Raw genomic sequence first — 25869 nt, forward strand, 5'->3', positions numbered from 1 at the left:
ATTTATAAGTTTTCCGCCAGGTACATCCAGGTTTCAATAACGGTGTCTGGGTTCAGCGAGACCGAATCAATGCCCTGATCAACTAACCAGGCTGCAAAATCAGGATGATCCGACGGTCCCTGACCACAAATACCAACGTACTTACCGCGTTTTTTCGCCGTTTGAATGGCCATTGCCAGCAGTTTCTTCACAGCTTCGTTACGCTCATCAAATAAGTGCGCGATAACACCAGAATCACGATCCAAGCCTAAAGTTAACTGGGTTAAATCATTAGAACCAATCGAAAAACCGTCGAAGATGTCGAGAAATTCATCAGCCAGCAAAGCGTTAGAGGGCAGCTCGCACATCATAATAACGCGTAAACCATTTTCGCCCTGAACCAGCCCCTGCTCGGCCAAAAGTTCGATAACCTTGCGACCTTCTTCAAGGGTTCTTACGAACGGGATCATGATTTCGATATTGGTCAGACCCATATCGTTACGAACGCGTTTAATTGCTTCACACTCTAATGCAAAGCAGTCACGGAATTCTTCAGAGATATAACGAGACGCACCACGGAAGCCCAGCATTGGGTTTTCTTCACCAGGCTCATACTGCTTTCCGCCAATAAGATTGGCGTACTCGTTCGACTTAAAGTCAGACATACGCACAATAACGCGTTCTGGCGAAAATGCAGCACCTAAAGTAGAAATACCTTCGGCTAAACGCGCTACGTAGTATTCCCGAGGGCTGCTGTAACCGGCCATCATGCTATCAATAGTCTGTTTCAGTTCGTCACTTTGCTGTTCGTAATTAAGCAAGGCTTTAGGGTGAACGCCTATCATGCGGTTAATAATGAACTCGAGACGAGCAAGGCCAATACCCGCATGCGGCAGGCCGGCAAAATCGAAGGCTCTGTCCGGATTACCCACGTTCATCATAATTTTCAGTGGTAGATCCGGCATAGCGTCTATCTGTGACTCGGTAATATCAAAGTCCAGTTCACCCTGGTAGATATAACCGGTGTCTCCCTCAGCACAAGAAACTGTAACGGCCTGACCATTACTGATATGGTCAGTTGCATCACCGCAACCAACTACCGCTGGAATGCCCAGTTCGCGTGCAATAATTGCTGCATGGCAAGTACGACCACCGCGGTTAGTAACAATGGCGGCCGCGCGTTTCATAATTGGTTCCCAGTCGGGGTCGGTCATATCGGTCACTAATACGTCGCCCGGCTGCACTTTGTCCATTTCGCTAATGTCGTTCAAAACACGAGCAACACCACGACCAATACGTTGGCCAATAGCACGCCCTGTGCAGACGACGTCACTTTTTGCTTTTAACGCAAAACGTTCAATGGCTTGCCCTTTTTGGTTCGACTGTACGGTTTCCGGACGTGCCTGAACAATGTAAAGCTTTCCGTCGACGCCATCTTTTGCCCATTCAATGTCCATTGGACGACCATAATGGTCTTCAATGATTAGAGCTTGTTTAGCCAGTATCTCGACTTCTTCGTCGGTTACCGAGAATGTCTGACTTTTAGCTGAATCGATGTCTTCAATTAATGTCTGCTTTCCATGTTCTCTGTCGTCAGAAAAAATCATCTGGATTTTCTTACTACCCAAGGTTCTGCGCAGCACTGAAGGACGCCCTGCGTTTAACGTTGGCTTATGTAAGTAGAATTCATCAGGGTTAACTGCACCCTGCACGACCATCTCACCGAGACCGTATGATGAAGTAATGAAAACCACGTCATCAAAGCCCGATTCTGTATCAATGCTGAACATAACCCCGGAAGACGCGATATCACTACGAACCATACGTTGTATACCAGCCGACAACGCAACACCGCGGTGGTCGTAGCCCTGGTGAACACGATAGGAAATAGCGCGGTCGTTAAACAACGAAGCAAACACATGTTTAATGGCTTCCATAACGCTACCCAGGCCACGTACGTTCAGGAAAGTTTCCTGCTGCCCGGCAAATGAAGCATCCGGCATATCTTCTGCCGTGGCAGAACTGCGTACCGCAAAGCTGAATTCGTCATTGTTTTCACTTAACTCAGCAAAAGCGTCTTTAATGGCCGTTTCAAATTCCGGCTGGAACGGTGTATCAATAATCCACTGACGAATTTTCTTCCCAGCCTGTGCTAATGCCTGAACATCATCAACATCAAGCGTGTCGAGCAAATCGTGAATACGATCGTTTAAGCCACTTTGCTCCAGAAACTGGTTATAGGCATCAGCCGTTGTTGCAAAACCACCGGGCACTTCAACTCCTGCTCCGGCTAAGTTACTGATCATCTCACCCAGCGAGGCATTTTTGCCTCCAACTCGGTTTACGTCCTGCATTCCCAGATGTTGGTACCAAACTACGTATTCTTGCACGTCACAATCCTTAATTGATTTTTCGGCATGGAAGTGACATCTATTTTACACGCTGTGGCCCAACAAGTTAATATCGAACCTACAATCGCTTAAAAAGAGATTCACCAGTGCGCTACGCATTTTACATTTCAGACGGTACAGCATTAACCGCCGAAGCCTTTGGCCACGCGCTTTTGTCGATGTTTCCGGTTAATTTTGAACACAAAACATTGCCTTTTATCGATAGTCAGGAAAAAGCAAATGAGGTGTGTAAAACAATAAAAAAAGCCGTTTCCGACAGTGGTGAGCCGCCTTTAATCTTTCATACTTTCGTTAACGAGAAGCTAAAAGCAAAAATTACCAACTGCGGGGGCATCTGCTACGACTTTTTAGATCACTTTGTGGCTCCTGTCGCAAAAGAGTTAGACGTTAAAGCTGAACCCAAAACCCACCGTACTCATGGTGTGCATAAAAATTATAATTTCCGAATAGACGCTATTAATTACGCGCTGGATAATGATGATGGAAAACGCTTAAACCAACTCGATAAAGCTGACCTGATTTTGATTGGCGTATCGCGTACAGGAAAGACCCCGACCAGCTTATATCTGGCAATGCAATACGGAATTAAAGTTGCCAACTATCCTTTAACCGACGATGACGACTTCGAACGATTACAGTTACCTAAAGAATTAAAACTGCATCGCCATAAACTATTTGGATTGACCTTGTCGTCCCAGCGTTTACATGAAATTAGGAGTCAAAGACGGGAAGGCAGTCAGTACGCCTCTATGGCGCAATGTCGGTTTGAACTCGCTGAAGTTGAAAGGCTCTATAGCCGCGAGGCCGTACCTTTTATCAACTCAACTCATTATTCAGTAGAAGAAATAGCCGCAAAAATTCTGGCTAAAACGAACTTAGAGCGGCATCGTTATTAATGCCGCTCTAACGTTCTTAAAATTGAACACTTTATTTAGCGTTGGTGCTTTCAAATATTTTGTCCGCCGACGCTGCAACAAAGCCGGTATACAGTTTGCCTTCTTCAATTTCGTAGCGCTTAGCAAATTCATAGAAGCAACTGGGGATCTCGACAGTCTTATCAGAAAACTCAACTGGATGGCGGTCAGCCATAGTTGATGATTGTTCCAGATAAACTTCTGGAGACCCTTTTATTTCGCCGCCAGACGTATTCAGTTTGAAACCATTGTCTTTCAACTTCTGGTTGACCTGCTCAAGCGTTTTATAGCCTGGTAACTGATTAACGCTTACCGTAAAGTGGTTTGCGCAATAGCCAAATGCAGCCATCCACGCAGCGTACTCACTTTCTTCAAGCAATGACTGGTAATCGGCATAACTGACTTTCCAGTGCGTACCTGAATAAAGAAAGTCCGACTTTTTGGTGTCTTCAGCCGAAACCTGAGCCACCATAGCTTTAACTTTGCTTTGCAACTCATCAGAAAATTCAGCTGTCATTAATTCGCTGATAAATACTTTTGGTAATTCAGGGTCTTCGTGCTCAAAATGTTTTGCGCGCAGTTTTTTCGCTTCAAAGTGATAGTCACCACCCTCTTTGTAACCTAAGTCCAGAAAATGCTGTGCCAGTACTTCCAGACCAACCGGACTGATATCAAAGGTACGAAAAGCAACGTGATCGTTAACGATCGGATGCCCTTCTCCTAAAATTTGATGCACCTTTTTTGCTGAAGGTGTGCGCGATAAATAATCTTGCCACAAGTTTTCAAATAACACTTCTACCTGTTGCGACATATAAAAATATACCTCTTAAATATCCGATTATAAGGAGTCTATCAGCCCGCGCCGTTGCGGGCTGCTTTCAATGATTCTGCGACTAAAAACGCTAATTCCAGCACTTGATCAGCATTCAGTCGTGGATCGCACTGAGTGCGGTAACGACTGGATAAATCTGCCTCACTTATGCGGTAGGCACCACCAGTACATTCTGTAACATCTTCACCGGTCATTTCCAGATGGATGCCGCCCGGATAAGTACCTTCAGCTTGATGAATCGCAAAGAAATGTCTTAATTCTTTATGTATGGCGTCAAAATTCCGGGTTTTCAAGCCATTATCGGCTTTAATCGTATTGCCATGCATCGGGTCGCTTGACCAGACGACATTACGGCCTTCCTGTTTTACACGACGCACCAATTCGGGCAATTTATTCGCAAGGTTATCGGCGCCCATACGGCTAATTAATGTTAAACGTCCTGGTTCGTTGTCAGGGTTCAATGCGTCAATTAACTCAATGAGCTCATCCCCTTGCATGGTTGGGCCCACCTTTACCCCAACCGGGTTATGAATGCCACGCATAAATTCAACATGAGCCTGATCCAGTTTACGAGTACGTTCACCAATCCAGACCATATGCGCTGAGCAGTCGTACGGTAAACCCGTTAATGTGTCGGTGCGGGTCAATGCCTGTTCATAAGGCAACAACAACGCCTCATGCGAGGTGAATAGCGAAGTCTCGTGAATGGCCGCGTTATTTTCTGAATTAATTCCCAATACTTCCATAAAGCGCAGCGCTGACTGAATTTCTTCGGCTATTTTCTGGTAACGCTCTTTTAACGGATTTGAAGCTATAAAGCTTAAGTTCCACTTATGCACTTTGTGTAAGTTTGCCAGACCGCCCTGCGCGAACGCACGCAACAAATTCATGGTCGCAGCAGAGTGATGATAAGCTTTAAGCATGCGCTCAGGGTCTGGCTGACGAGCTACTGTGTCAAATTCTGAACCATTAATGATGTCACCACGGTAACTGGGCAAACTGAGGTCGCCAATGGTTTCAAAGTCACTGGAGCGCGGCTTCGCATATTGACCAGCCATGCGTGCAACTTTTGTTACCGGACATGAGCCTGCAAACGTCATGACAATGGCCATTTGCAGGATAACCTTAAAAGTGTCACGAATTTTTGGTGCATTAAAGTCACTAAAAGATTCAGCGCAATCACCGCCTTGCAGCAGGAACCCTTCTCCTACACAGACATTTTTTAACTGATTTCTTAACGCTCGTATCTCTTCTGCGAACACCAGAGGCGGGAACTGACTCAGTTGCTGTTCTACAGCTTGCAACTGTGACGGATCTGAATACTTAGGTTGTTGTTCTATTGGCTTATCGCGCCAACTGCGCGCACTCCATTGGGCCATAACAAAAAATTATCCGCTTTATCGGTAAGTAAGAGTTAAGAATGTACCTCTGTATCCCTTGAAAAGCAACGACTAACGCCGTTGCTCAAGAGCATGAATTCGTTCATCTAAAGGCGGGTGACTCATAAACAACTTAGACATAGTTGAGCGCTTTCCTTTTATGCCAAACGCCAGCATAGTGCCATCAAGTTCAGACTCTTTGCCCTGCTGTAAGCGGCGTAAAGCAGCAATCATTTTTTGTTTGCCGACTAAATCTGCGGATCCGGCATCCGCTCTGAATTCACGCTGGCGAGAGAACCACATAACAATGGTACTGGCTAACACGCCAAATACGATTTCCAGCAACATTACGACACCATAATAAGCGAACCCGCCGCCCCGCTGGTTATCACCACCGCGCATTATTGCGCTGGCAATGATTCGTGCGAAAAACATCACAAACGTATTTATCACACCCTGGATCAGGGTCAGTGTCACCATATCGCCATTAGCAATGTGACTAATTTCATGTGCAAGAACCGCCTCAACTTCGTCAGCATTCATGCTTTGCAGTAGCCCGGTACTGACTGCAACCAATGAAGCATTTTTACTGCGCCCGGTAGCAAAGGCATTAGGCTCCGGGGACTGATAAACCGCAACCTGAGGCATAGGCAAGCCTGCTTTTTGCGCCTGTTGCTGAACGGTGCGTAACAACCATTCTTCAGATTGGTTCTGCGGTTTTTCTATAACTCTGGCGCCGGTTGAACGAATTGCCATCCAGCGTGATATCCAGAGCGATACAAAGGCACCACCAAAACCAAACAGCGCACAGAACACCAGTAAGCCCACCGACCCTTGTGCATCAATGCCGGTTACCGCCATCACAATATTAAAGACCACGCTAACAACCAGCAAAATGGCCATGTTAGTCGCTAAAAACAGCAAAATTCTATTCATTGCTCGTACTCCGGGGAACTTAATCTGCTAAGTTATGTGGGGCTATTTAGTCGTATTTCAATCTTATTTATGGAAATAAATGCTCAAATCTTTTTCTTCCCACTCAGGCAAATAAGGAATAGTAGCGAGCTCTTTTTCGCCCAGCAACTCACGTAACGACTCCAGGTTCTCGGCCTGTCGCGGCATAGGCTCGGCTCCGGTTTGCACGGCTATCCAGCCTGCAACCTCGCAACTTTCCTGCTTTATTGATTGTAAGCTGAGCAACGCATGGTTCAGGCAGCCTAGTTTTAACCCGACCACCAGCACAACTTTCGCATTAATGTCTTTTACCACCTGCGGCATACGTAGCCCGGGAGCCAGAGGTAACTGCCAGCCACCCGCGCCTTCAATCACCAAACTGTCTATTGACTGATCACGAAACCAATCTACCGCTTTCAACAAGCGCTGTTTGTCTATGATCACGTCATTGTCTGCTGCCGCAATATGAGGGGCTATTGCTGCTTCAAAGGTATAAGGATTGACCCTTTCGTAATCAAAAGAAGTATTCGATTGACGCATTAAACTCAGTGCATCTTCATTCACCAACTGTCCATTTTGCCAGTGACAACCGGATGCAACGGGCTTCATTACCGCAACGTGTTGCGACTGCTTTACTAAATACTGAACAAAAGCACATGCTGCAACGGTTTTTCCTGAGTCGGTGTCTGTTCCGGTAATAAAATAAGTGCTCATATCAACTTAAACTCAATGCTACTTAACTAATTTAATATTAAGAATTGACCATTCAAGTGGCAATCCCTGCAAAGTCCGATGATTTTCGAAGGCATTTTCCAGCTGCTGCAGGCGGTTGCGCGTCATCAGTCCGGCGTTATCAGTTCGTCTCACATAATTGGCTCCAACCCCCTTAATACTGCCTATAAGTTCACGGACATTGCCAAAGTATTGAGTGTGTTCTTCTAACACGAATTCTGAACGACGCCAGTTAATTGAGCCGACTTCGTTCTGCACACTTTCTGCGCTTTTAAAGCGGTGCGTATGTTGCAAATCGTCCACGGCATTCCAGCTTTTTATGAAAGAATTGAAAGTACCCTCGACAACGGTATTAACGGTTACAACACCACCCGGCTTTAAAAGGCGATAAGCTTCGCTCATCGCTTTTTGCAAATTATCGACCCACTGCATAGACAAATTAGCGAAAAGCCAGTCGACTGAATTGTCTGCTACAGGCAGAGCTTCCCATTCACCATTAACCCAGCTAAGTTCAGGATAATCCGCAGCCGCTTTAGACAACATAGCCGGAGCAATATCAACACCAAGATAATGATTCGCACGGGGTAAGAGCTCTGCTGTCGTTGATGCAGGTCCACAGCCAACGTCAAGCACTTGATTGACATCGGCGGGCCCCAGACTTAATAGCCGGTTCGCTGTTAACCGCTGAATACTCGCGTGCTGGTGATAGTCCTTTGCCGCTCTATTGAACTGCCGCGCAACAGCCTGTTGGAAATTCAATGGTTTCATAATGGGGACTTCATAACTGGCGAATAATCCTATCGACCCGATCCCAGAATTGAGTAAGCTCTGGGGTCGACATTTCTGACGTTAAGCTAAAACGAATACGAGAGCTTCCGACAGGAACCGTTGGCGGACGAATAACGCTGCATAAATACCCCTGAGCCTGTAGTTCTGTCGCCATGTGTAGCGCGTCCTCATCGGAGTTAAACAACCAGGTTTGTATGGCAGAATCGGATTCTACCGTTTTTAAACCGCGTTGCTTTAGTTGTTCCCGAAAATACTGAATGCGCTCAGCGAGTCTTGCGCGACGGTCATCGCCTTCTGCGCTGCGTACAATTTTTACTGAGGCTTTTATTGCAGCAGCCTGAGCCGGCGGCATGGCTGTAGAATAAATGTAATCACGACAAAATTGGATCAGACTTTCAATTTCATCCCCCCCACCACAAACAAATGCGCCGCCGACACCTATTGCTTTCCCAAAAGTGCCGGTTATGACATCTGCAACATCGAAGTCCGCAGCTAATGACCCTCGCCCCTCAGCGCCATACGCGGCTATTCCATGCGCATCATCAAGCATAATTTTGAGGCCATACTTGTGCTTTAAAGACGCCAGCTGGTTTAAATCACAGGCGTCTCCGTCCATGCTAAAAACACCTTCAGTCACTAACCAGTCGCCGGGCGACGCTTTAGCAACCAAAGGTTCTGGTTGGCCATGCGGATACCGCTTAAAACGCCCCTCGCCGTGCTGCATACCGTCAATAATTGAGGCATGAACTAATTTGTCGGCGAACAGCTTTTGTTGCTTATCGACCAGAGTTGTCAACACACCATGGTTTGCCGCGAAACCTGAATTAAACAGCAAAGCTCTCGGTTTACCCAGCCACTCGGCCAGCAATTCTTCCAGTTCCTGATGAACCGCACTGTAACCGCTGAGCAAAGGTGAGCCTGTACTGCCAACACCCCAGGTATCAATAGCTTGCTTAAACGCACGCTTTATATCCGGATGCTGACTTAGGCCGAGATAGTCATTGGTACTGAAATCCAATTGCCAATGAGCGTTGGCGCTACGTACCTTTCGCGAGCGAAACAGCGACGAGCCTTTACGCTGATTAAGCCGCTGTTGATACCCCGACACGATTTTTTCCATTCTCTATTCTTTGCCTATTCTCTACTAAGACGCATCGTAGTATCGAACAGGGTTTTGCTGTTCTTTTATCGCATCTTCAATAACCGCGGTATGAACTTCATCATCATAACCATCGCGCTGTTCAGGCTTTATTCCCAGACGCTCGAATAAACGTAAATCGGCATCCGCTTCAGGATTTGCTGTGGTCAGCAGTTTTTCACCATAGAAGATTGAGTTGGCACCGGCGAGAAAACACAACGCCTGCATTTCATCGCTCATATCCTCACGACCGGCGGACAAGCGTACGTGCGAAGCCGGCATTAAGATACGAGCTACGGCAACCGTTCGCACAAATTCAAAGTTATCCAGGTCTTCCAGCTTGGCAAAAGGCGTGCCTTCTACTTTAACCAGCATATTAATGGGGACACTTTCCGGGTGCTTAGGCAAGTTCGCCAACTGCACTAGTAAAGAGGCACGGTCGGTGACGCTCTCGCCCATACCGACAATGCCTCCGGCACAGACTTTCATGCCGGCATCTCGCACATTATTTAGCGTATTCAATCGATCCTGATAGGTTCGGGTGGTAATGATGTCACCGTAAAATTCCGGTGAGGTATCAAGGTTGTGGTTGTAATAATCGAGACCGGCCTGCTGCAGCATTTTCGCCTGTTCATTACTTAACATGCCAAGTGTCATACAACTTTCCAAACCCAATGCTTTCACGCCTTTAATCATTTCAATGACGTAAGGCATATCGCGGTCTTTTGGATTACGCCAGGCGGCGCCCATACAAAAACGGCTCGCGCCCTTCTCTTTCGCTGCCTGCGCTTCAGCCAGCACACTTTCTACAGCCATCAGACGTTCGCGATCCAGGCCGGTGTGGTAATGCGCACTTTGTGGGCAATACTTGCAGTCTTCAGGACAGGCGCCGGTTTTAATCGACAACAAAGTGCTGACCTGAACTTCGTTCGGGTTAAAATGTTGACGATGCACAGTCTGAGCTTCAAAAACTAAATCATTCAACGGCATCTGCAAAAGATTCTGAACTTCTTCGATGGTCCAGTTATTACGAATTTGTGGCATGGTAAATCTCGTGTGCTTGGCAAATTATGGTCGACTAGAATAATCCAGCTCGATACACTGTCAATATACTTTCAGTTTAATACTTTACAATAGTTTACTTTATGAGCAAAAGTGATATTGAGTTTGACCGACAGCACATTTGGCACCCATACACCTCTATGCTGAATCCCTTACCTGCTTATAAAGTTGAGTCTGCAAAAGGGTGCAGGCTCACTCTGGATAACGGTCAGGAGGTGATTGATGGCATGTCTTCCTGGTGGGCTGTTATTCATGGGTATCGCAACCCACGCTTAGATGCCGTTGCTCACAGTCAGATAGATAAAATGAGCCACGTTATGTTTGGCGGTATCACGCATCAACCCGCTATTGATCTTGCGCGACGTCTTATTGAACTAACTCCCGAGTCTCTGCAGCGGGTATTTATTGCCGATTCAGGCTCTGTCAGCGTTGAAGTTGCCATAAAAATGGCCTTGCAATACTGGTTGGCGCAGGAACGTCCGGAGAAACACCGGTTGTTAACCATCAAGGGCGGCTACCACGGCGACACCTTTAAAGCGATGTCAGTTTGCGATCCGGTCAACGGTATGCACCATCTCTTTAATAAGGCTATTAACTCTCAGCTCTTTGCCGATGCTCCATCGCTAACCCCGGACGATGACTGGACCGCGACCGCAGGTGGCGAGCTCATACACTGGTTTGAGCAACACCAAGGTCAGATGGCAGCCGTTATTCTTGAACCTATTGTTCAGGGAGCCGGTGGCATGCGTTTTTATCACCCTGAATACCTAAGGCTTATACGCCAGCTTTGCGACGATTTTGAGGTATTACTGATAGCGGATGAAATTGCGACAGGCTTTGGTCGTACCGGCAAGCTTTTTGCCTGCGAACACGCAGGAATTACACCTGACATTCTCTGCGTTGGTAAAGCACTGACCGGTGGTTACATGACGTTGGCGGCCACGCTAACCACAAAAAAGCTAGCAGAAACCATTGGTCACGGCCCCGGAGGCGGAGCATTAATGCACGGCCCCACCTTTATGGGCAACCCTTTAGCGTGTTCTGTTGCAGCTGAGTCGCTGGCGATTGTTGCTGAGGGTAAGTGGCAGCAACAGGTTGCTGAAATAGAAACCCAGTTAAAGCAGCAACTTCTTCCCCTGGTTGAATATAATGCGGTAAAAGACGCGCGAGTTTTTGGGGCTATTGGCGTATTAGAAATGCACCACCCAATTGATGTCGCCGTTGCGCAAAAACGTTTTATTGAATTAGGGGTTTGGATACGCCCGTTCGGACGCTTACTTTATATTATGCCGCCTTATGTTATTTCTAAGAACGAACTCAGCTCTTTAACCAGTGCCATGCAAGACTATGCTGAAAATCAAAGTTCTATTAAGGCTTAATAACCAAAGAAATAAATTGATAATCCACCTAAACAGCTCATGATCAGTATCAGGATATTCAGCCAAAGGTGCTGCTTGTCCTGACGAAAAAGAACATAATTGAGAGTAAAGCTCAGCAGACTCACGCATAGCCCAATAACCAAAAGGATGACAAATAAGTCACCTAACGTAATGTGCCAGTAGTCACGGACAGAGACCCCGAAAATTTCAGTTAAAATGGTGTTACGCTCGGGTTTTGCGTAATTAAAGACAACGGCGGCAATAACAAAAATAAGCCAGCCAAAAATAGACAACCATCCCAGAACACGTGACCAAAATGGTACCTGCTTTAAATCCGCTAAGGATCCCCTTTTCATAATTTTTCTCTCTGTTCTCAGGGGTTATACTTGAGTCTGCGCCAAAGCGCGGTAACATAGCAACCTTTCTATAGCAAAATAGTGTAAATTTCGGAGAAAACCAACTCATGTCGTATGCTTCTGTAGTGGATGTTCTGACGGGAAAAGTCGCTGTCGATGAAACCGTCACAGTCCGGGGCTGGGTCCGTACCCGCCGTGACTCTAAAGCCGGTATTTCATTTATTAACTTACACGATGGCTCATGCTTTGATGCCATTCAGGCCGTGGTTCCGGCAGAACTTCCCAATTACAGTAATGAAGTACAGAAGCTGACGACCGGTTGCTCTGTAGCTATTACCGGTGTTGTTGTTCCCTCTCAGGGCAAAGGTCAGTCATTTGAACTGCAGGCAACTAAAGTTCATGTATACGGCTGGGTAGAAGATCCAGACACCTACCCTATGGCGCCCAAGCGTCACAGCATGGAATATTTACGTGAATACGCACATTTGCGTCCGCGCACCAACATTACCGGCGCAGTCATGCGTGTTCGTAATGCATTATCTCAGGCTATTCATCGCTTCTTCCATGAGGAAGGTTATTTGTGGGTGAGCACACCAATCATTACAACGTCTGATTGTGAAGGTGCCGGTGAAATGTTCCGTGTTTCAACACTGGACATGCTGAATATCCCGAAAACAGATAAAGACGAAGTCGACTACTCTGAAGACTTTTTCGGCAAAGAAGCCTTTTTAACCGTTTCCGGGCAGCTAAACGTTGAGTCTTACGCCTGCTCGCTGTCTAAAGTTTACACCTTTGGGCCGACATTCCGCGCCGAAAACTCAAACACCAGCCGTCACTTGTCTGAATTCTGGATGGTAGAACCCGAGCTGGCATTCGCCACGTTAGATGATGTTGCCGGCTTAGCCGAAGCCATGCTCAAGTACGTGTTTAAAGCCGTACTTGAAGAGCGCCCAGACGACATGGGTTTCTTTGCCGAGCGCATTAACTCTGACGCTATCAGCCGTTTAGAAGCCATTGTTAATAACGACTTTGTGCATATGGATTACACCGACGCCATCGAAATACTGAAAAACTGTGATAAAAAGTTTGAGTACTCGGTTGAATGGGGTGTGGATTTACAATCAGAGCACGAGCGTTATTTAGCTGAAGAGCATGTGGGTGCGCCGATTATTCTGAAAAACTACCCGCGCGATATCAAAGCGTTTTACATGCGCCAGAACGAAGATGGCAAAACCGTTGCTGCCATGGACGTTTTAGCGCCGGGTATTGGTGAGATTATCGGAGGTTCCGCTCGTGAAGAACGTTTAGACATTCTTGACCAGCGGATTGACGAAATGAATCTGCCAAAAGAAGAATATGGCTTCTACCGCGATTTACGCCGTTACGGTACTGTTCCTCACGCCGGTTTTGGTCTGGGTTTTGAACGCTTAGTGGCTTATGTCACGGGCGTACAGAATATTCGTGACGTTATACCGTTCCCCCGGGCTCCGAAAAGTGCTGAATTTTAATCCAGCACTAAGTCATTGCCGTTCATAAAAAACGGTGATGAATCTTTTTGAGGCTTTATTGGCGTAGGGACTGCAGGTGTCCCTACGTACAGAAAGCCGACAATGGCATCGTCTACAGATAATCCCAGATGCTCTTTGATAAAATCGTCCTCGGCCATCCATCCGGTACGCCAGATAGCACCAATACCTTGTGCAAAAGCCGCTTGCTGCATGCCGTGAGTTGCACAGGCAACCGTACACAGCTGCTCATCACGGGGGACTTTCGGATGCTCCTGAAAACGCAGACAAGAAACAATTATCATTGGCGCCCGAAAAGGCAGCTGCCCAGCCTGCTCTATGACCGTTTCCGAAAAGTCATTAAGGCGGGCAGCCTGCTGGTAGATATCCGCCAGAATCTGCCTATCTTTTCCCTGAAACTGAATAAACTGATATGGCGTTAGTCCCATATGATCAGGCGCACGAACAGCTGCGGCCTTAATTAACTCCAGTTGCTCTATAGTAGGACCGGGTTCACTCAAGCGCGGCATGGAGGAACGGCTGGTTAATAACTCTTCGGCATTCATACTTCACCTTATTCAATGTGTAATGGTTAGTTACATTCTCTGACTGGTCTGTTACTCGCACATTCGATATGCTAAGGCCTGTTTTTATTAGCTAATGAGAATTTAACTATGCGCTCAATCTTCAGTTATTTGTGGAAAATAATCAACGGTACGCGCAAGGTCATTCTGAACCTTGTATTCTTTTTAATCCTCGCGGTTTTTCTCGTTAGTCTATTTAGCGGAGAGGATCCTATCGAAGTACCGGAGAATGGCATTCTGGTTCTTAACCCTAATGGCATGCTGGTTGAAGAGAAGACCTGGGTTGATCCTTTTAGTCAATTCCTGAATGAAGCTATGGGAAGCAGTGATGATATCCCCGAAGTTCTGCTATCTGATGTGGTCGACTCAATTGAGAAAGCCAAAACAGACGAGCGTATAGGCGCACTGTATTTAAACTTACAAAACTTGTACCCAAGCGGGCTCAATAAGTTACAGGCAGTTGCAGAGGCTCTTGACGATTTCCGTACCTCTGGTAAACCCATTATCAGTAATGCTGATTACTATGATCAGCATCAGTATTATCTTGCAGCGCATGCAGATCAGCTTTACCTAAACCCAATGGGCGGAGTTGTATTTGAAGGGCTTGATTACACTCAACTTTACTTTAAGGACTTACTCGACAAGCTTAAAGTTCAGCCTCAAGTCTTTAAAGTTGGTAAATTTAAAGCGGCAGTTGAACCTTTCATTCGTAACGACATGTCTGACGAAGCACGTGAAGCCAATGAGTTTCTTTATTCAGCCTTGTGGGATAGCTTCCGCACCGATGTGACAGCGGCCCGTAACATTAATCCGTTGGTTACCAGTGGTAAAGTTGATGATTACATGTCGGCCTTTAACAGTGCCAATGGCGATATGGCCAAAATGGCGCTAGAAACAAACATGGTTGATGCGCTGCGTACACGTACCGAAGTTCGTAACGAGCTCATCAATTTAGCCGGATACGATAAAGAAGAAGATACCTTCCGTCATATCACCTACAACAACTATCTGGCGACTGAGATGGAAGTTCCAGAAAGTCTGCAACCGACAGACCGTAGCCAGATAGCAGTAGTTGTTGCCCGCGGGCAAATCGTTAATGGTTCGCAAAAAGCCGGTATGATTGGTGGCGACAGCACGGCAAAACTGATTCGTGATGCACGCAATAATAAGCAGACGAAAGCAATTGTGCTGCGCATAGACAGCCCCGGCGGTAGTGCCTTTGCGTCTGAAATTATCCGACAGGAAATTCTCCAGGCAAAAGAAGACGGTATTCCAGTTGTTGCATCAATGAGCACAGTTGCAGCGTCTGGTGGTTACTGGATTGCAGCAGATGCCGATAAAATTGTGGCCGCCCCAACCACTATTACCGGCTCTATCGGTGTTTTCGGTCTGTTAATGACTCTGGAAGATAGTTTGGCGGCTATTGGCGTTCATAGCGATACTGTCAGTACTACTGAGATAAAAAGTTTAAACCCACTGGAAGAAATGACTGAGTACCAAAAGAATCTGGTCCAAAGCTCGGTTGAAACCACCTACGAAGACTTTTTAACTATTGTCAGTAAGGCTCGCAACATGTCCCGCGACGACGTACACGAAGTTGCTCAGGGCCGTATCTGGACTGGGAAACAGGCAATGGAGCGTGGATTAGTTGACCAGTTGGGTGATTTTGACGACTCAGTAGCAGCGGCCGCAAAGTTGGCTGCCATTGATGAGTACGATGTAAGAGTTATTCAGCAAGAACTGTCACCGAAAGAGCAGTTTTTGGCCAACATGTTCAACAGCTCTTCAGAGTACCTCCCTGTTCCAGCTGTTGGTAGTGAGGCTCAACACTGGTTAGTGGGTACACTTAACAAAGTGAAATCTGAAACTGCGGTTTTACAAAACTTTAATGACCCTAAAAATGTTTACTCTTACTGTGCACTCTGCCTTCAACCGCGATAGAATTATCGCGGTTATTTCGCAGAGCACAGGAGTGAACTTTGCCTCGTAAAAAGATTTATGTCGCTTACACTGGCGGCACTATAGGTATGAAAAAATCAGCTCAGGGTTATGTTCCGGTTGCGGGACACCTGAGCCGGTGCGTTGAAAACATGCCCGAATTCTTCCGCGATGAGATGCCGGAATTCACCATTAATGAATATTCACCATTAATGGACTCATCAAATATGACGCCGTCTGACTGGGTGATCATCGCTCGTGATATAGAACGAAACTACGACGACTATGATGGTTTCGTTATTTTGCACGGCACCGACACCATGGCTTATACGGCGTCCGCTCTGTCCTTTATGCTACAGAATCTGAGCAAACCCGTTATTGTAACCGGTTCACAAATACCGCTAGCCGCCCTGCGCTCTGATGGCCAGACCAACCTGCTCAATTCGCTTTATGTGGCCGCCAATTATCCCATACCCGAAGTTGGCTTGTTCTTTAACAATACGCTTTACCGTGGGAACCGCTCGACCAAAGCGGACGCCAACGGATTTAAGGCTTTTGCCTCTCCGAACTACCCATCACTACTTGAAGCAGGGATCCAAATTCAATTAAACGCAGGAGAACTGTCGGAACCCTCAAGCCAATCGTTGAAAGTCATTGAAATGACCCCTCAGCCAATCGGTGTGGTCATGCTTTATCCGGGAATATCCGCTGACATTGTAAAAAACCAGCTACAACAGCCCGTAAAAGCCATGATTTTACAAAGTTACGGTGTTGGTAATGCGCCACAGGACGAGGCCCTGCTGACTAGCCTTAAAGAAGGCATTAACCAGGGCATCACTATTCTTAACTGTACTCAATGCTTTCGTGGTCGGGTCAATATGGACGGCTATGCGACAGGTAATGCTCTGGCTGAAATCGGTATCGTATCTGGAGCTGATATGACCATTGAGGCAGCATTGACTAAGTTGCATTATCTGCTGTCACAAGATTTAAGCCCGAGTAAAATGCAGAAATTGTTACAGAAGAATTTACGTGGCGAATTAACTTCGCCATAATTTGACGAAGCTTAAAAATAATAAGAACAATTATGGCAAATTCATCACCTGCGTTCGCAACGCGATTAGGGTTTATATTAGCTGCCGCTGGTTCAGCGGTTGGCGTTGGTAATATTTGGGGCTTCCCTACTCAGGCCGCCAGTAATGGTGGCGGTGCTTTTCTATTGGTCTATCTGATCATGATTGTTTTACTGGCATATCCTATGCTGGTAGCCGAAATAACCATTGGCCGCATACGACGCCAGAACCCAATAGAAGCATTACGTAACTTATCCGGTAAGCCTTTTTTAAGAGGCACAGGTGCTATCGCGGGCGTCACTGGCCTTATTGTCTTAAGCTTAATACTGAGTTTCTACGCTATCGTATCGGGCTGGCTAGTTTCCTATATGCTGGCGCCACTGATGGTTTTAATAGGTCAACCTGAAACCGCTTTATGGTTTACTGAATTTTCAGTTTCACGAAATATAACCACCATGATATTTTTTATGCTGCTAACGGTTTACGTTGTACGTTCAGGTGTAAACAACGGCATAGAACGCTGGTCCAGGCGGTTAATGCCTATATTATTTATATTGTTGATTGGCATGTCCGCTTACATTTTGACGCAGGACGGTGCGATACAGGGCCTGAAAATGTATCTGGTTCCGGACTTCTCAACCATTACCGATCCGAACCTAATTATTCGCGCCATGGGGCAGGCGTTTTTCTCTTTGTCGCTCGGTGTTTGCGTGATGATGACTTACGGTGCTTACCTTTCAAACTCCGAGAACATACCAAAAACAGCAGCCTGGGTAGCCGGCATTGATACCAGCGTTGCATTTTTAGCTGGCCTGCTTATCTTACCGGCTATGTTTGTAGCGCAATCTAATGGCGTTACCATTTATGCTGACGATGGCACCCTGCTCTCAGCGGATACTTTAGTGTTCACTGTTCTACCTGCGATGTTTGATGCATTGGGTTACGCTGGACTATTTATGTCTTTTGGTTTTTTCCTGTTAATGGTTATCGCCGCCATTACCTCATCCATTTCTATGCTGGAAGCACCTGTCAATGCGCTTAGAGAGGAAGCGAACTGTGACCGTAGCAGCGGCGTATGGATAATTGCACTTGTGGTTACTGCCATTTCCACGGTTATTATTTATAACTTTGAATTACTGTTCGGTGCCGTTATTACGTTTAGCACCGTTTATATGCAACCAATAATGGCACTGGTGTTCGGCATTATGCTGACCTGGGTATTACGCCAGAATCATTTATTAAAAGCGTTAAAGCAAGGCTCACCAGACATTGATAAAAGCTTATTCTGGAAGATATGGCCGTGGTACGTAAAGTTCATTTGCCCGATACTGATTCTGCTGGTTATCTGGCGTGGTTAATAACCGTTGAAAAGGCTCTTCAACTGAATGAAGAGCCTTTTTTTAAGCGAATTAAATAACAAACATATCCATAAATTCGTTAACCGCGATATTCTCAAAAGACCGCTGTTGACTACATTGCTCAAAAATAGATTTAACCCGGGGCTCAGGAAAACGAGTCGCTAAATTCGCTTTAAACTTGCTTTCAAGCACAGGAAAGCCCTCTTCCCGGCGTCTTCTGTGGCCTATCGGATATTCCACCTCGACTTTTTCAGTATGAGTTCCATCTTTGAAAAACACCTGTAAAGCATTGGCTATAGAACGCTTCTGCGGGTCGTGATAATCCTGACTATATTGCTTGTTTTCAATCACTTCCATTTTTTCACGTATGGTATCAATAACCGGGTTATTTTCGTGAAAGCCATTTTCGTAATGATCCGCCGTTAACTCACCAAAAATTAAAGGCACGGCAGTCATGTATTGCAAACAATGGTCTCTGTCTGCTGGATTAGCCAACTTTCCGTGTTTTGAAATGATTCGAATAGCTGACTCATGAGTCGTTATTTCAACTTTCTCAATATCATCAACTCTGCCTTTAACTTCTGAGTGCAATGTCACGGCAGCTTCACAGGCAGTCTGAGCATGAAACTCAGCCGGAAAAGACAATTTAAATAAAATATTTTCCATAACGTAACTGCCGTAGTCACGCTGAAACTTAAATTCCCAGTCCTCTTTTGGTTTCAACTGCTGATCTTTATTGGTTTTATTAAACAGTACATCATAGAAGCCCCACTGCGGAGCAGTTAGTGCTCCGGGAATACCCATTTCACCGCGCATCGTTATATCGGCCAAACGTACAGCTCTTGAAGTGGCATCGCCGGCGGCCCAGGATTTACGCGAGCCGGCATTAGGTGCGTGCCGATAAGTTCTTAACGACTGACCGTCTACCCAGGCTTGCGAGACAGCAGCCATAATCTGCTCTCTGGAACCACCCATTAACCAGGTAACCACGGCGGTAGAGGCCACTTTTACCAACACAACATGGTCGAGACCAACGCGATTAAAACTGTTTTCTATAGCTAAATTCCCCTGAATTTCATGAGCTTTAATCATCGCTTCTAAAACGGTTTTCATGGTTAAAGGCTTTTCGCCTTTTGATATTCGTTTTTGCGAAATATAGTCAGCGGTTGCCAGTATGCCGCCTAAATTATCGGAGGGGTGACCCCATTCTGCTGCCAGCCAGGTATCATTAAAGTCCAGCCAACGAATAATACAACCTATATCCCAGGCTGCTTTGGCCGGATCCATGCGAAATTGAGTTCCCGGTACGCGGGCGCCGTTTGGAACCGTGGTTCCTTCAACCAGAGGACCTAAATGTTTACTACACTCCGGGAAGCGCAGTGCTAATAAACCGCACCCCAGGGTATCCATCAAGCAGTTCCGAGCGGTATTCCAGGCTTCCTCACTGTCTACTTTGTAATCGATAACGTAGTCTGCAATGGTCTGAATGACTTCGTCGTAGTCGGGACGTTCATTACTTTCAACGGTTGTACTCATCACTGACTCCTTAATTAATTTTATTATCAGAACGGGCTATCCATTTGTTTATATGTACCCTGAAAAGTGCCATTTTGATCGCCATGAATTGTTAACAAGCAGGAAGAAAAGAATAAAAAAAAACCCGGAACCAATCCAGATTGTTCCGGGTATAGGGGAATGGCTCAAAGGTTGAGCCGTGCGCTAACTCATGACAAAGATAAGGCATTAGGTCGCATTAAATTTGTTCAGTAAACTTCAGTGTAGACAATATCAAAGAGATGTCTAATATTTTTAAGAAATTTTTTATCTTACTGTTTTTGAAAAACTTTCACTAAAAAGAACACAGGTTATACACAACTAGTTAAGAGTTAGCGAACAGCTTATAATAGTTAGCTGTCGTGGTCTTAGCCACCTCTTCTAAGGTAATGCCTTTTACGTCAGCTACGCATTTTGCAACGTCGACAACATAGGCTGGCTGGTTCTCTTTACCTCGATGAGGCACCGGCGCTAACCAGGGACTGTCGGTCTCAATTAAGAGTTTTTCCAATGGCAATGCTTTGATTGTGTCACGCAGCTCCTGAGCATTGCGGAACGAAGCGATACCGGAAATAGAAATAAAGAAATCGAGATCATCAATGGCTTTTTTTGCCATATCGAGAGATTCGGTAAAACAGTGCAAGACACCGCCTGGCTTATCAGCATGGCCATTTCTTAATAGCGACAAGGTGTCCTGCTGAGCGTCACGCGTATGAATAATCAGTGGTTTATTGACGTCGTTGGCTATTTCAATATGTTGCTCGAAGTTTTCCTGCTGTAGCACTTTTGACTCAGGATGGTAAAAGTAATCCAGCCCCGTCTCTCCTACCGCAACAACGCTGTTCGATGCTGTTAGCTCGCGCAATTTTGCACCTAACTCAGCTATTGGCGTCTGACTGTCTTTCACATACAAAGGATGCACACCACAAGAAATCGAAACATCATCGAATTCGGCTACAGCCGCCTGCATGGCCGGAAAGTCTTCGAGGGTAACGCAAACACACAGCATGTGCTCAACCTTATTAGCTCGTGCCGCTGCAACAATTTCTTTTAAATCGGCACCCGCTTTTTCAGGGTTGATTTTATCCAAATGACAGTGTGAGTCGACGAACATAGATAGCTCCACTTAGCGTTGATTTGAGTGACAAAAGTCGTTAACCAGTTGGCGGAAGAGTTTACCATATTCGCTTGTATGATGGCGGCAAAGGTAACGAAGATAATGAATCAAGGCTTGCTGTGAGGGTAAGACCGCAACCACCAACCAGTTCTTTAGCTCCAGAACCTCAAACCGAAACACCACGCTCACTTCTAGACATAGAGGCTCACTTTCTATAACTGGGCATTGGAACTCCAATCTGGCTCTATCATCTAGCGCGATATCGACCGTTTCGCTGTTAACCAGCAAAGTAAAGGACTGAAACTCAGGAACAACGTGAGCAGAGAGCTCTGTCGCTGATTGTGGACTTAATTTTAGCGTCAACATGACAACTCCGTTTTACGGAGTCGCTATGCTGAAAGAGTATTCGACCAGCGACTCCAGGCAAAACTTAATAATAACGGCAAATTGATCCCGGTTGAGCCCTGATATCGCTGACGTAGCTGTCGGCATTCGGATACCCATTCACTCAGTTGCGCGACATTGACCCACTCATAGTTGCTGATTTGTTGTAATTCGTCCGCCAATTGCTCATAACGCAAACGCGTAGCAGCAGCTCGTTGGCTAATCAACAACCAATCCATTAGTAAGTTCTCGGAAATATCCAGCCAGCTTAACGCGCCATCTTTCTCTTTTAACAGGGGTAATTCCTGCTGCCCTCGTAGTCCGGCCAGAAGCTGTCCGGCAAAAGTCACCTGCTCGTAGCTCTGTATGGTTGTCGGGTACGCAATGCTCACCCACTGCATGCGGCTTCTTAAGGTGGGCAGTAAGCGCTCTGCGTCCTTAGTTGAAACCAACCAGTGTGTATCGGCCGGAGGCTCTTCTAAAACTTTCAGCAGAGCGTTGCCAGCCTGTTCTGTCATTTTTTCCGCTGCCAGTATGACCGCGACTTTTAATCCATTCTGGTTCGCTGTCTGTGTTACGCTTTGTTGCAGTTCGCGTACCGTATCAACACCTATTCGATTAACTTGTGCACCATCAATAGTCCAGGTGTCCGGATGATTACCCGATAGGTAAAGTAAACAGGATTTGCATTTCCCGCAGGCACTTTTGCCCGGTTGCTTACACAACAAAAACTGATTCAGGCGCTGAATAAACTCGGTCGAACCACCCTCAACATGATGTTGCAAGTAATAAGCATGAGCCAGGCGTCCGGCCTCGGCACTTGCTACTAGTCTCAACCAGGGTTCTCGCAGCCACGGAAAAGCCATTAAAACAAATACTCCTCAATTGCTCTCAATATTGACTGATGTACATCCAGCATCGACTGGTTTGCATCAATAACAATAATGCTCGGATCTTTAGCTGCAATATTCAAATAGCGTTGCCGAGTACGTTGAAAAAAGGCTAAATCTTCTTCTTCAATGCGATCCAGCTCACCTCGTTCACGCGCTCGTTCAAGACCTTTCTTCTCTTCAACATCAAGTAGTAACGTTAAGTCGGGGGTAAAATTCCCTAAAGTAATTTTACGTATCTTTTGCAACAACTCATCACCGAGTTCACGACCACCGCCCTGATAGGCTCTGGAAGACAAGTCATGGCGATCACCAATAACCCAGCGATTTCTGGATAGCGCGGGTTTTATGACATTATCGACCAACTGAACCCGGCTGGCGTACATAAGTAAGAGCTCGGTGGTGGGGCTGACTTTTTCATCCCACTTCTTTTTTACCAGGTCCCGCAGTGATTCAGCTAACAGTGTGCCACCAGGCTCCCGAACCGTTTCAGCCTGAATTCCTTTTGCCTGAAGATGCGTGACAACACTTGCGATAGCCGAACTTTTACCGGCTCCCTCAAGTCCTTCGATAACAATAAATTTTCCTGACATAATCACTCTTGATTCAGTTGATATCGGCGTACAGCCCGTTGATGTTCTTCCAGCGTTTCTGAGAAAACATGACCACCCGATTTATCCGCAACAAAATAATAGTACGGAGAACGTACAGGATTCGCTGCGGCTTCAATTGAAGCTTCGCCGGGCATAGCGATTGGTGTTGGAGGTAGCCCATCAATTCGATAGGTATTATAAGCCGTTTTCTCACGCAAATGAGCCCGGGTGATATTGCCGTCAAAATTTTCAATACCATAGATTGTCGTCGGGTCAGACTGTAAGCGCATGTCGATAGCCAGACGGTTAGCAAATACACTTGCGACTAACGGACGTTCATCGGCCAAACCGGTCTCTTTTTCAATAATAGAAGCCAGTATTAACAGCTCGTAAGGTGAATTTACAGGGCACCGGTCTGAGCGTTCTTGCCAGACATTTTCCAGCACGCGCTGCATAGACTGGTACGCCTGTTTCAGGATAGCGATATCTGTTGTATAAGCTCTGTAACTGTAGGTTTCAGGTAGTAAAACACCTTCTAATGAAGTCTCTGTAACGCCAAGCTTTTGCCTTAGTTCCTCCGCACTCAATTCAGAAGACTCGTCTTTTAAATAAGGCAGCTGTTTCAGTTGAGCACGCCATTGTTCAAGTGTAAGGCCTTCCACCAGAGTCACGGTAAAGGTTTTTTCGCGTCCCTGACTCAACATACTCCAAATATCAAACCAGCTCTGCTGCCCATGAATTTCATAAAGGCCGGCCTGCAAATGATTAATATCAGCAAAAACCTGACTCAGGCGGTAACTTAATGCCGAATGTCCACCCTCAAAGTGCTCTGTCACTTGAGATGTCACGCTACGGGCGGTTGCTCCGCCTCTAAAGTCTAACAATAGCGGCGTACTGGCTTCACTTTGTATTGGCTGCGATAAATACCAGCGTCCGGACACAAAGACAACCGCGACTGAAACCGCAAAAACTGCAACAAGCAGCACTAAAATAAGACGTTTTTTCATAATATAAGCTGCTCTAATACCGCCGGCAATTTGCTCTTATTCATTACTTTACCATTAAACTGAGTGACCGTAACAGCGCCTCTGACACTGTTGCTGAGGATCATCTGCTCAACGTCAGCTAACTCATTCAATGAAAAATGACCGATACGCAAAGGCGCAAGCATGTCTTCATCAATAATCAACTGGCGCATAATGCCTTGTACTCCGGAAAAACTCAGATCGGGGGTATACCATTGCCCTTGTTTGTACCAAAAAACATTTCCCTGTATGGCTTCGACAACATTACCCTCAGAGTCGCAGACCAGTAAATCGTCATATTCAGACGCACGGCACTCTTGAGTTAACAGAACCTGTTCCAGTCTATTTAGTGTTTTTAAACCGGCTAGCTTAGGTTGTCTGGCTAAATTCAATTCAGCAACACCAAGACTAACCGATTTAAGGTTACCCGGAGCATCACTTACCTGAATGTATTCATTGGCCACTGCGCCGTCTGAAAAGCCATATCCCCGACCACCATAACCTCTAGTGACGATAACTTTGCACACACCGTTTTCAATGCCATTACAAGCGTTAAGAATACGTTGATGTAAAGAGTCAAAGCTTGGGTGGTTTATAAATAAACGGATATTGGCTTCAGACAGTCGGCTCAAATGTTTCTCAACATGCAAAGGCACACCTTGAACAACTCGCATGGTTGTAAAGTGCCCGTCACCGAACTGAAGCCCTCTGTCTATTTCCGAACAATGGAAAGGCGTATTATTAAGTAGTATTTTTCTTATTGTCATAACAAAAAAGGCGGAACCAATGGCTCCGCCTTTTATATCACGTTCTACGACAAATTAGTCGTTAGAATGATTATTTACGTAATCGATAGCTGATTGAACTGTTTTAATTTTTTCAGCTTCTTCGTCTGGAATTTCGGTTTCAAATTCTTCTTCCAAAGCCATTACCAGTTCAACTGTGTCCAGAGAATCAGCACCCAGGTCATTTTCAAATGACGCTTCAGGCTTAACTTCTTCTTCTTTAACACCTAATTGTTCAACAATGATTTTTTTAACGCGTTCTTCAATAGTACTCATGATTATAAAATCCCTCAATAGTCATCGCGAGAGTGAAAATTGGCTGTAGTGTAGTGAAACCAGCCTCATTAATAAAGTAAAAAATAGCATAAAGTTAAGAGGTCGTACCGTTACCCCCCTTAAACCATCGCCATACCACCATTAACGTGAATGGTTTCACCAGTGATATAAGCTGCACCTTCTGATGCTAAAAATGCTACCGCAGCAGCAATTTCCTTTGGCTCGCCTAAACGTGCTGCCGGAATATTATCAAAAATAGCCTGTTTTTGCTCATCATTCAGAGCTTTTGTCATATCTGTATCAATAAAGCCCGGCGCAACACAGTTCACGGTAATGCCGCGAGCTGCTACCTCTTTAGCCATTGCCTTACTGAAACCAACCAGCCCGGCTTTCGCGGCACAATAGTTAACCTGCCCTGGGTTTCCTGTTGTGCCAACAACTGAACTGATATTAATAATACGGCCGTTACGACGTTTCATCATGCCACGCACAACCGCTTTGCAAACTTTAAATACGGCTGACAAATTCGTGTTTAACACAGCATCCCACTCGTCGTCTTTCATTCGCATCATCAGGTTATCGCGAGTAATGCCGGCGTTATTCACCAGAATATCAATAGAACCGTATTCTGATTCAATCTCTTTAATAACCTGCTGGAGACTATCAGAGTCGGTTACATCCAACGCCAGGCCTTTGCCTTTTGAACCAAGATATTCGGAGATTGCAGCGGCACCTTTATCAGAGGTAGCCGTACCAATAACTTTCGCTCCCTGACTAGCAAGCAGTTCAGCTATTGCCTTTCCTATTCCCCGGCTTGCGCCTGTAACTAATGCGACTTTATTCTCAAAGTTTTGCACGTAAA

25 protein-coding genes are annotated in these 25869 nt (G+C 45.9%); 6 read left to right on the forward strand and 19 right to left on the reverse strand.

Annotation, left to right across the window (positions count from 1 at the left end; all coding sequences use genetic code 11):
• Positions 1–2 precede the first annotated feature (2 nt).
• Positions 3–2369, reverse strand: coding sequence for a phosphoenolpyruvate synthase (ppsA, locus tag Q5L94_RS02790; protein WP_317496953.1), 2367 nt, complete (start codon positions 2367–2369; stop codon positions 3–5).
• A gap of 107 nt (positions 2370–2476) precedes the next feature.
• On the opposite strand from ppsA, the gene Q5L94_RS02795 reads away from it, so the two are divergent.
• Positions 2477–3286, forward strand: a complete 810-nt coding sequence (locus Q5L94_RS02795) for a pyruvate, water dikinase regulatory protein (protein ID WP_317496954.1) — start codon at positions 2477–2479, stop codon at positions 3284–3286.
• Positions 3287–3317: 31 nt separating this feature from the next.
• Here the strand turns inward: Q5L94_RS02795 and Q5L94_RS02800 are convergent, their stop codons facing one another.
• The 7 genes from Q5L94_RS02800 to bioB form a co-directional block, all read right to left on the reverse strand.
• The gene (locus Q5L94_RS02800; RefSeq protein WP_317496955.1) at positions 3318–4115 is read right to left on the reverse strand and encodes a DUF1338 domain-containing protein; all 798 of its coding nucleotides are present in this window, start codon (positions 4113–4115) and stop codon (positions 3318–3320) included.
• Positions 4116–4156: 41 nt separating this feature from the next.
• Positions 4157–5515, reverse strand: a complete 1359-nt coding sequence (locus Q5L94_RS02805) for a class II 3-deoxy-7-phosphoheptulonate synthase (RefSeq protein ID WP_317496956.1) — start codon at positions 5513–5515, stop codon at positions 4157–4159.
• A gap of 72 nt (positions 5516–5587) precedes the next feature.
• Entirely contained in the window at positions 5588–6451 is an 864-nt protein-coding gene (gene htpX / locus Q5L94_RS02810; protein ID WP_317496957.1) for a protease HtpX, read from the reverse strand.
• A gap of 63 nt (positions 6452–6514) precedes the next feature.
• Complete coding sequence (gene bioD / locus Q5L94_RS02815; RefSeq protein WP_317496958.1) at positions 6515–7183, reverse strand: dethiobiotin synthase; 669 nt, start codon at positions 7181–7183, stop codon at positions 6515–6517.
• Between the two features lie 18 nt (positions 7184–7201).
• The gene (locus Q5L94_RS02820; protein ID WP_317496959.1) at positions 7202–7969 is read right to left on the reverse strand and encodes a methyltransferase domain-containing protein; all 768 of its coding nucleotides are present in this window, start codon (positions 7967–7969) and stop codon (positions 7202–7204) included.
• Positions 7970–7979: 10 nt separating this feature from the next.
• The gene (locus Q5L94_RS02825; RefSeq protein ID WP_317496960.1) at positions 7980–9110 is read right to left on the reverse strand and encodes an 8-amino-7-oxononanoate synthase; all 1131 of its coding nucleotides are present in this window, start codon (positions 9108–9110) and stop codon (positions 7980–7982) included.
• A gap of 24 nt (positions 9111–9134) precedes the next feature.
• The gene (gene bioB / locus Q5L94_RS02830) at positions 9135–10172 is read right to left on the reverse strand and encodes a biotin synthase BioB (RefSeq protein WP_317496961.1); all 1038 of its coding nucleotides are present in this window, start codon (positions 10170–10172) and stop codon (positions 9135–9137) included.
• Positions 10173–10273: 101 nt separating this feature from the next.
• Between bioB and bioA the strand changes: the two genes are divergently transcribed.
• Complete coding sequence (gene bioA, locus Q5L94_RS02835) at positions 10274–11569, forward strand: adenosylmethionine--8-amino-7-oxononanoate transaminase (RefSeq protein ID WP_317496962.1); 1296 nt, start codon at positions 10274–10276, stop codon at positions 11567–11569.
• Here the strand turns inward: bioA and Q5L94_RS02840 are convergent.
• Positions 11566–11925 (reverse strand): hypothetical protein, encoded by a 360-nt coding sequence (locus tag Q5L94_RS02840; protein ID WP_317496963.1) that lies wholly within the window; start codon positions 11923–11925, stop codon positions 11566–11568. The two genes, bioA and Q5L94_RS02840, sit on opposite strands and share 4 nt — an antisense overlap.
• Before the next feature lie 107 nt (positions 11926–12032).
• On the opposite strand from Q5L94_RS02840, the gene asnS reads away from it, so the two are divergent.
• Positions 12033–13433 (forward strand): asparagine--tRNA ligase, encoded by a 1401-nt coding sequence (asnS, locus tag Q5L94_RS02845; RefSeq protein WP_317496964.1) that lies wholly within the window; start codon positions 12033–12035, stop codon positions 13431–13433.
• Here the strand turns inward: asnS and Q5L94_RS02850 are convergent.
• The gene (locus tag Q5L94_RS02850; RefSeq protein WP_317496965.1) at positions 13430–13996 is read right to left on the reverse strand and encodes a nitroreductase family protein; all 567 of its coding nucleotides are present in this window, start codon (positions 13994–13996) and stop codon (positions 13430–13432) included. The two genes, asnS and Q5L94_RS02850, sit on opposite strands and share 4 nt — an antisense overlap.
• Positions 13997–14104: 108 nt before the next feature.
• Here Q5L94_RS02850 and sppA point away from each other — a divergent pair, with 108 nt between their 5' ends.
• The 3 genes from sppA to Q5L94_RS02865 are packed head-to-tail and all read left to right on the forward strand — an operon-like array spanning position 14105 to position 18383.
• Positions 14105–15955, forward strand: a complete 1851-nt coding sequence (gene sppA / locus Q5L94_RS02855; protein WP_317496966.1) for a signal peptide peptidase SppA — start codon at positions 14105–14107, stop codon at positions 15953–15955.
• Positions 15956–15993: 38 nt separating this feature from the next.
• A complete protein-coding gene (gene ansA / locus Q5L94_RS02860; RefSeq protein WP_317496967.1) occupies positions 15994–17007 on the forward strand; it encodes an asparaginase in 1014 nt (337 codons plus the stop codon).
• A gap of 32 nt (positions 17008–17039) precedes the next feature.
• Positions 17040–18383 carry a sodium-dependent transporter gene (locus tag Q5L94_RS02865; RefSeq protein WP_317496968.1) on the forward strand — a complete coding sequence of 448 codons (1344 nt, stop codon included), beginning with the start codon at positions 17040–17042 and terminating at the stop codon, positions 18381–18383.
• A 51-nt stretch (positions 18384–18434) separates the two neighbouring features.
• Here Q5L94_RS02865 and Q5L94_RS02870 read toward each other — a convergent pair whose 3' ends face one another.
• The 9 genes from Q5L94_RS02870 to fabG form a co-directional block, all read right to left on the reverse strand.
• Positions 18435–19919: a bifunctional 2-methylcitrate dehydratase/aconitate hydratase gene (locus tag Q5L94_RS02870; RefSeq protein WP_317496969.1), complete on the reverse strand. Its 1485-nt coding sequence runs from the start codon at positions 19917–19919 to the stop codon at positions 18435–18437.
• 343 nt (positions 19920–20262) lie between these two features.
• The gene (locus Q5L94_RS02875; protein WP_317496970.1) at positions 20263–21051 is read right to left on the reverse strand and encodes a YchF/TatD family DNA exonuclease; all 789 of its coding nucleotides are present in this window, start codon (positions 21049–21051) and stop codon (positions 20263–20265) included.
• A 12-nt stretch (positions 21052–21063) separates the two neighbouring features.
• On the reverse strand, positions 21064–21420 hold the full coding sequence (locus tag Q5L94_RS02880) for a hypothetical protein (RefSeq protein WP_317496971.1): 357 nt from the start codon (positions 21418–21420) through the stop codon (positions 21064–21066).
• 23 nt (positions 21421–21443) lie between these two features.
• The gene (locus Q5L94_RS02885; RefSeq protein WP_317496972.1) at positions 21444–22304 is read right to left on the reverse strand and encodes a DNA polymerase III subunit delta'; all 861 of its coding nucleotides are present in this window, start codon (positions 22302–22304) and stop codon (positions 21444–21446) included.
• Entirely contained in the window at positions 22304–22921 is a 618-nt protein-coding gene (gene tmk, locus Q5L94_RS02890; RefSeq protein WP_317496973.1) for a dTMP kinase, read from the reverse strand. Before tmk ends, Q5L94_RS02885 begins: the two co-directional genes overlap by 1 nt.
• Before the next feature lie 2 nt (positions 22922–22923).
• Complete coding sequence (gene mltG, locus Q5L94_RS02895; RefSeq protein ID WP_317496974.1) at positions 22924–23928, reverse strand: endolytic transglycosylase MltG; 1005 nt, start codon at positions 23926–23928, stop codon at positions 22924–22926.
• Complete coding sequence (gene pabC, locus Q5L94_RS02900; RefSeq protein WP_317496975.1) at positions 23925–24713, reverse strand: aminodeoxychorismate lyase; 789 nt, start codon at positions 24711–24713, stop codon at positions 23925–23927. The genes mltG and pabC overlap by 4 nt, the downstream gene beginning before the upstream one ends.
• A gap of 54 nt (positions 24714–24767) precedes the next feature.
• Positions 24768–25007, reverse strand: coding sequence for an acyl carrier protein (acpP, locus tag Q5L94_RS02905; RefSeq protein WP_011234585.1), 240 nt, complete (start codon positions 25005–25007; stop codon positions 24768–24770).
• Positions 25008–25126: 119 nt separating this feature from the next.
• The gene (gene fabG / locus Q5L94_RS02910; protein WP_011234586.1) at positions 25127–25864 is read right to left on the reverse strand and encodes a 3-oxoacyl-ACP reductase FabG; all 738 of its coding nucleotides are present in this window, start codon (positions 25862–25864) and stop codon (positions 25127–25129) included.
• Positions 25865–25869 lie beyond the last annotated feature (5 nt).

This window comes from Idiomarina sp. Sol25, assembly GCF_033052775.1.
Taxonomy (GTDB): domain Bacteria; phylum Pseudomonadota; class Gammaproteobacteria; order Enterobacterales; family Alteromonadaceae; genus Idiomarina.

Coding starts and splice junctions, on each gene's coding strand:
- Q5L94_RS02870 (WP_317496969.1), bottom strand. CDS start 19,919: ATGAGTACAACCGTTGAAAGTAATGAACGTCCCGACTACGACGAAGTC.
- Q5L94_RS02875 (WP_317496970.1), bottom strand. CDS start 21,051: ATGTTCGTCGACTCACACTGTCATTTGGATAAAATCAACCCTGAAAAA.
- Q5L94_RS02800 (WP_317496955.1), bottom strand. CDS start 4,115: ATGTCGCAACAGGTAGAAGTGTTATTTGAAAACTTGTGGCAAGATTAT.
- Q5L94_RS02825 (WP_317496960.1), bottom strand. CDS start 9,110: ATGGAAAAAATCGTGTCGGGGTATCAACAGCGGCTTAATCAGCGTAAA.
- mltG (WP_317496974.1), bottom strand. CDS start 23,928: ATGAAAAAACGTCTTATTTTAGTGCTGCTTGTTGCAGTTTTTGCGGTT.
- Q5L94_RS02865 (WP_317496968.1), top strand. CDS start 17,040: ATGGCAAATTCATCACCTGCGTTCGCAACGCGATTAGGGTTTATATTA.
- acpP (WP_011234585.1), bottom strand. CDS start 25,007: ATGAGTACTATTGAAGAACGCGTTAAAAAAATCATTGTTGAACAATTA.
- Q5L94_RS02840 (WP_317496963.1), bottom strand. CDS start 11,925: ATGAAAAGGGGATCCTTAGCGGATTTAAAGCAGGTACCATTTTGGTCA.
- tmk (WP_317496973.1), bottom strand. CDS start 22,921: ATGTCAGGAAAATTTATTGTTATCGAAGGACTTGAGGGAGCCGGTAAA.
- Q5L94_RS02805 (WP_317496956.1), bottom strand. CDS start 5,515: ATGGCCCAATGGAGTGCGCGCAGTTGGCGCGATAAGCCAATAGAACAA.
- htpX (WP_317496957.1), bottom strand. CDS start 6,451: ATGAATAGAATTTTGCTGTTTTTAGCGACTAACATGGCCATTTTGCTG.
- bioA (WP_317496962.1), top strand. CDS start 10,274: ATGAGCAAAAGTGATATTGAGTTTGACCGACAGCACATTTGGCACCCA.
- sppA (WP_317496966.1), top strand. CDS start 14,105: ATGCGCTCAATCTTCAGTTATTTGTGGAAAATAATCAACGGTACGCGC.
- Q5L94_RS02880 (WP_317496971.1), bottom strand. CDS start 21,420: ATGTTGACGCTAAAATTAAGTCCACAATCAGCGACAGAGCTCTCTGCT.
- bioB (WP_317496961.1), bottom strand. CDS start 10,172: ATGCCACAAATTCGTAATAACTGGACCATCGAAGAAGTTCAGAATCTT.
- asnS (WP_317496964.1), top strand. CDS start 12,033: ATGTCGTATGCTTCTGTAGTGGATGTTCTGACGGGAAAAGTCGCTGTC.
- Q5L94_RS02885 (WP_317496972.1), bottom strand. CDS start 22,304: ATGGCTTTTCCGTGGCTGCGAGAACCCTGGTTGAGACTAGTAGCAAGT.
- Q5L94_RS02820 (WP_317496959.1), bottom strand. CDS start 7,969: ATGAAACCATTGAATTTCCAACAGGCTGTTGCGCGGCAGTTCAATAGA.
- pabC (WP_317496975.1), bottom strand. CDS start 24,713: ATGACAATAAGAAAAATACTACTTAATAATACGCCTTTCCATTGTTCG.
- Q5L94_RS02850 (WP_317496965.1), bottom strand. CDS start 13,996: ATGAATGCCGAAGAGTTATTAACCAGCCGTTCCTCCATGCCGCGCTTG.
- bioD (WP_317496958.1), bottom strand. CDS start 7,183: ATGAGCACTTATTTTATTACCGGAACAGACACCGACTCAGGAAAAACC.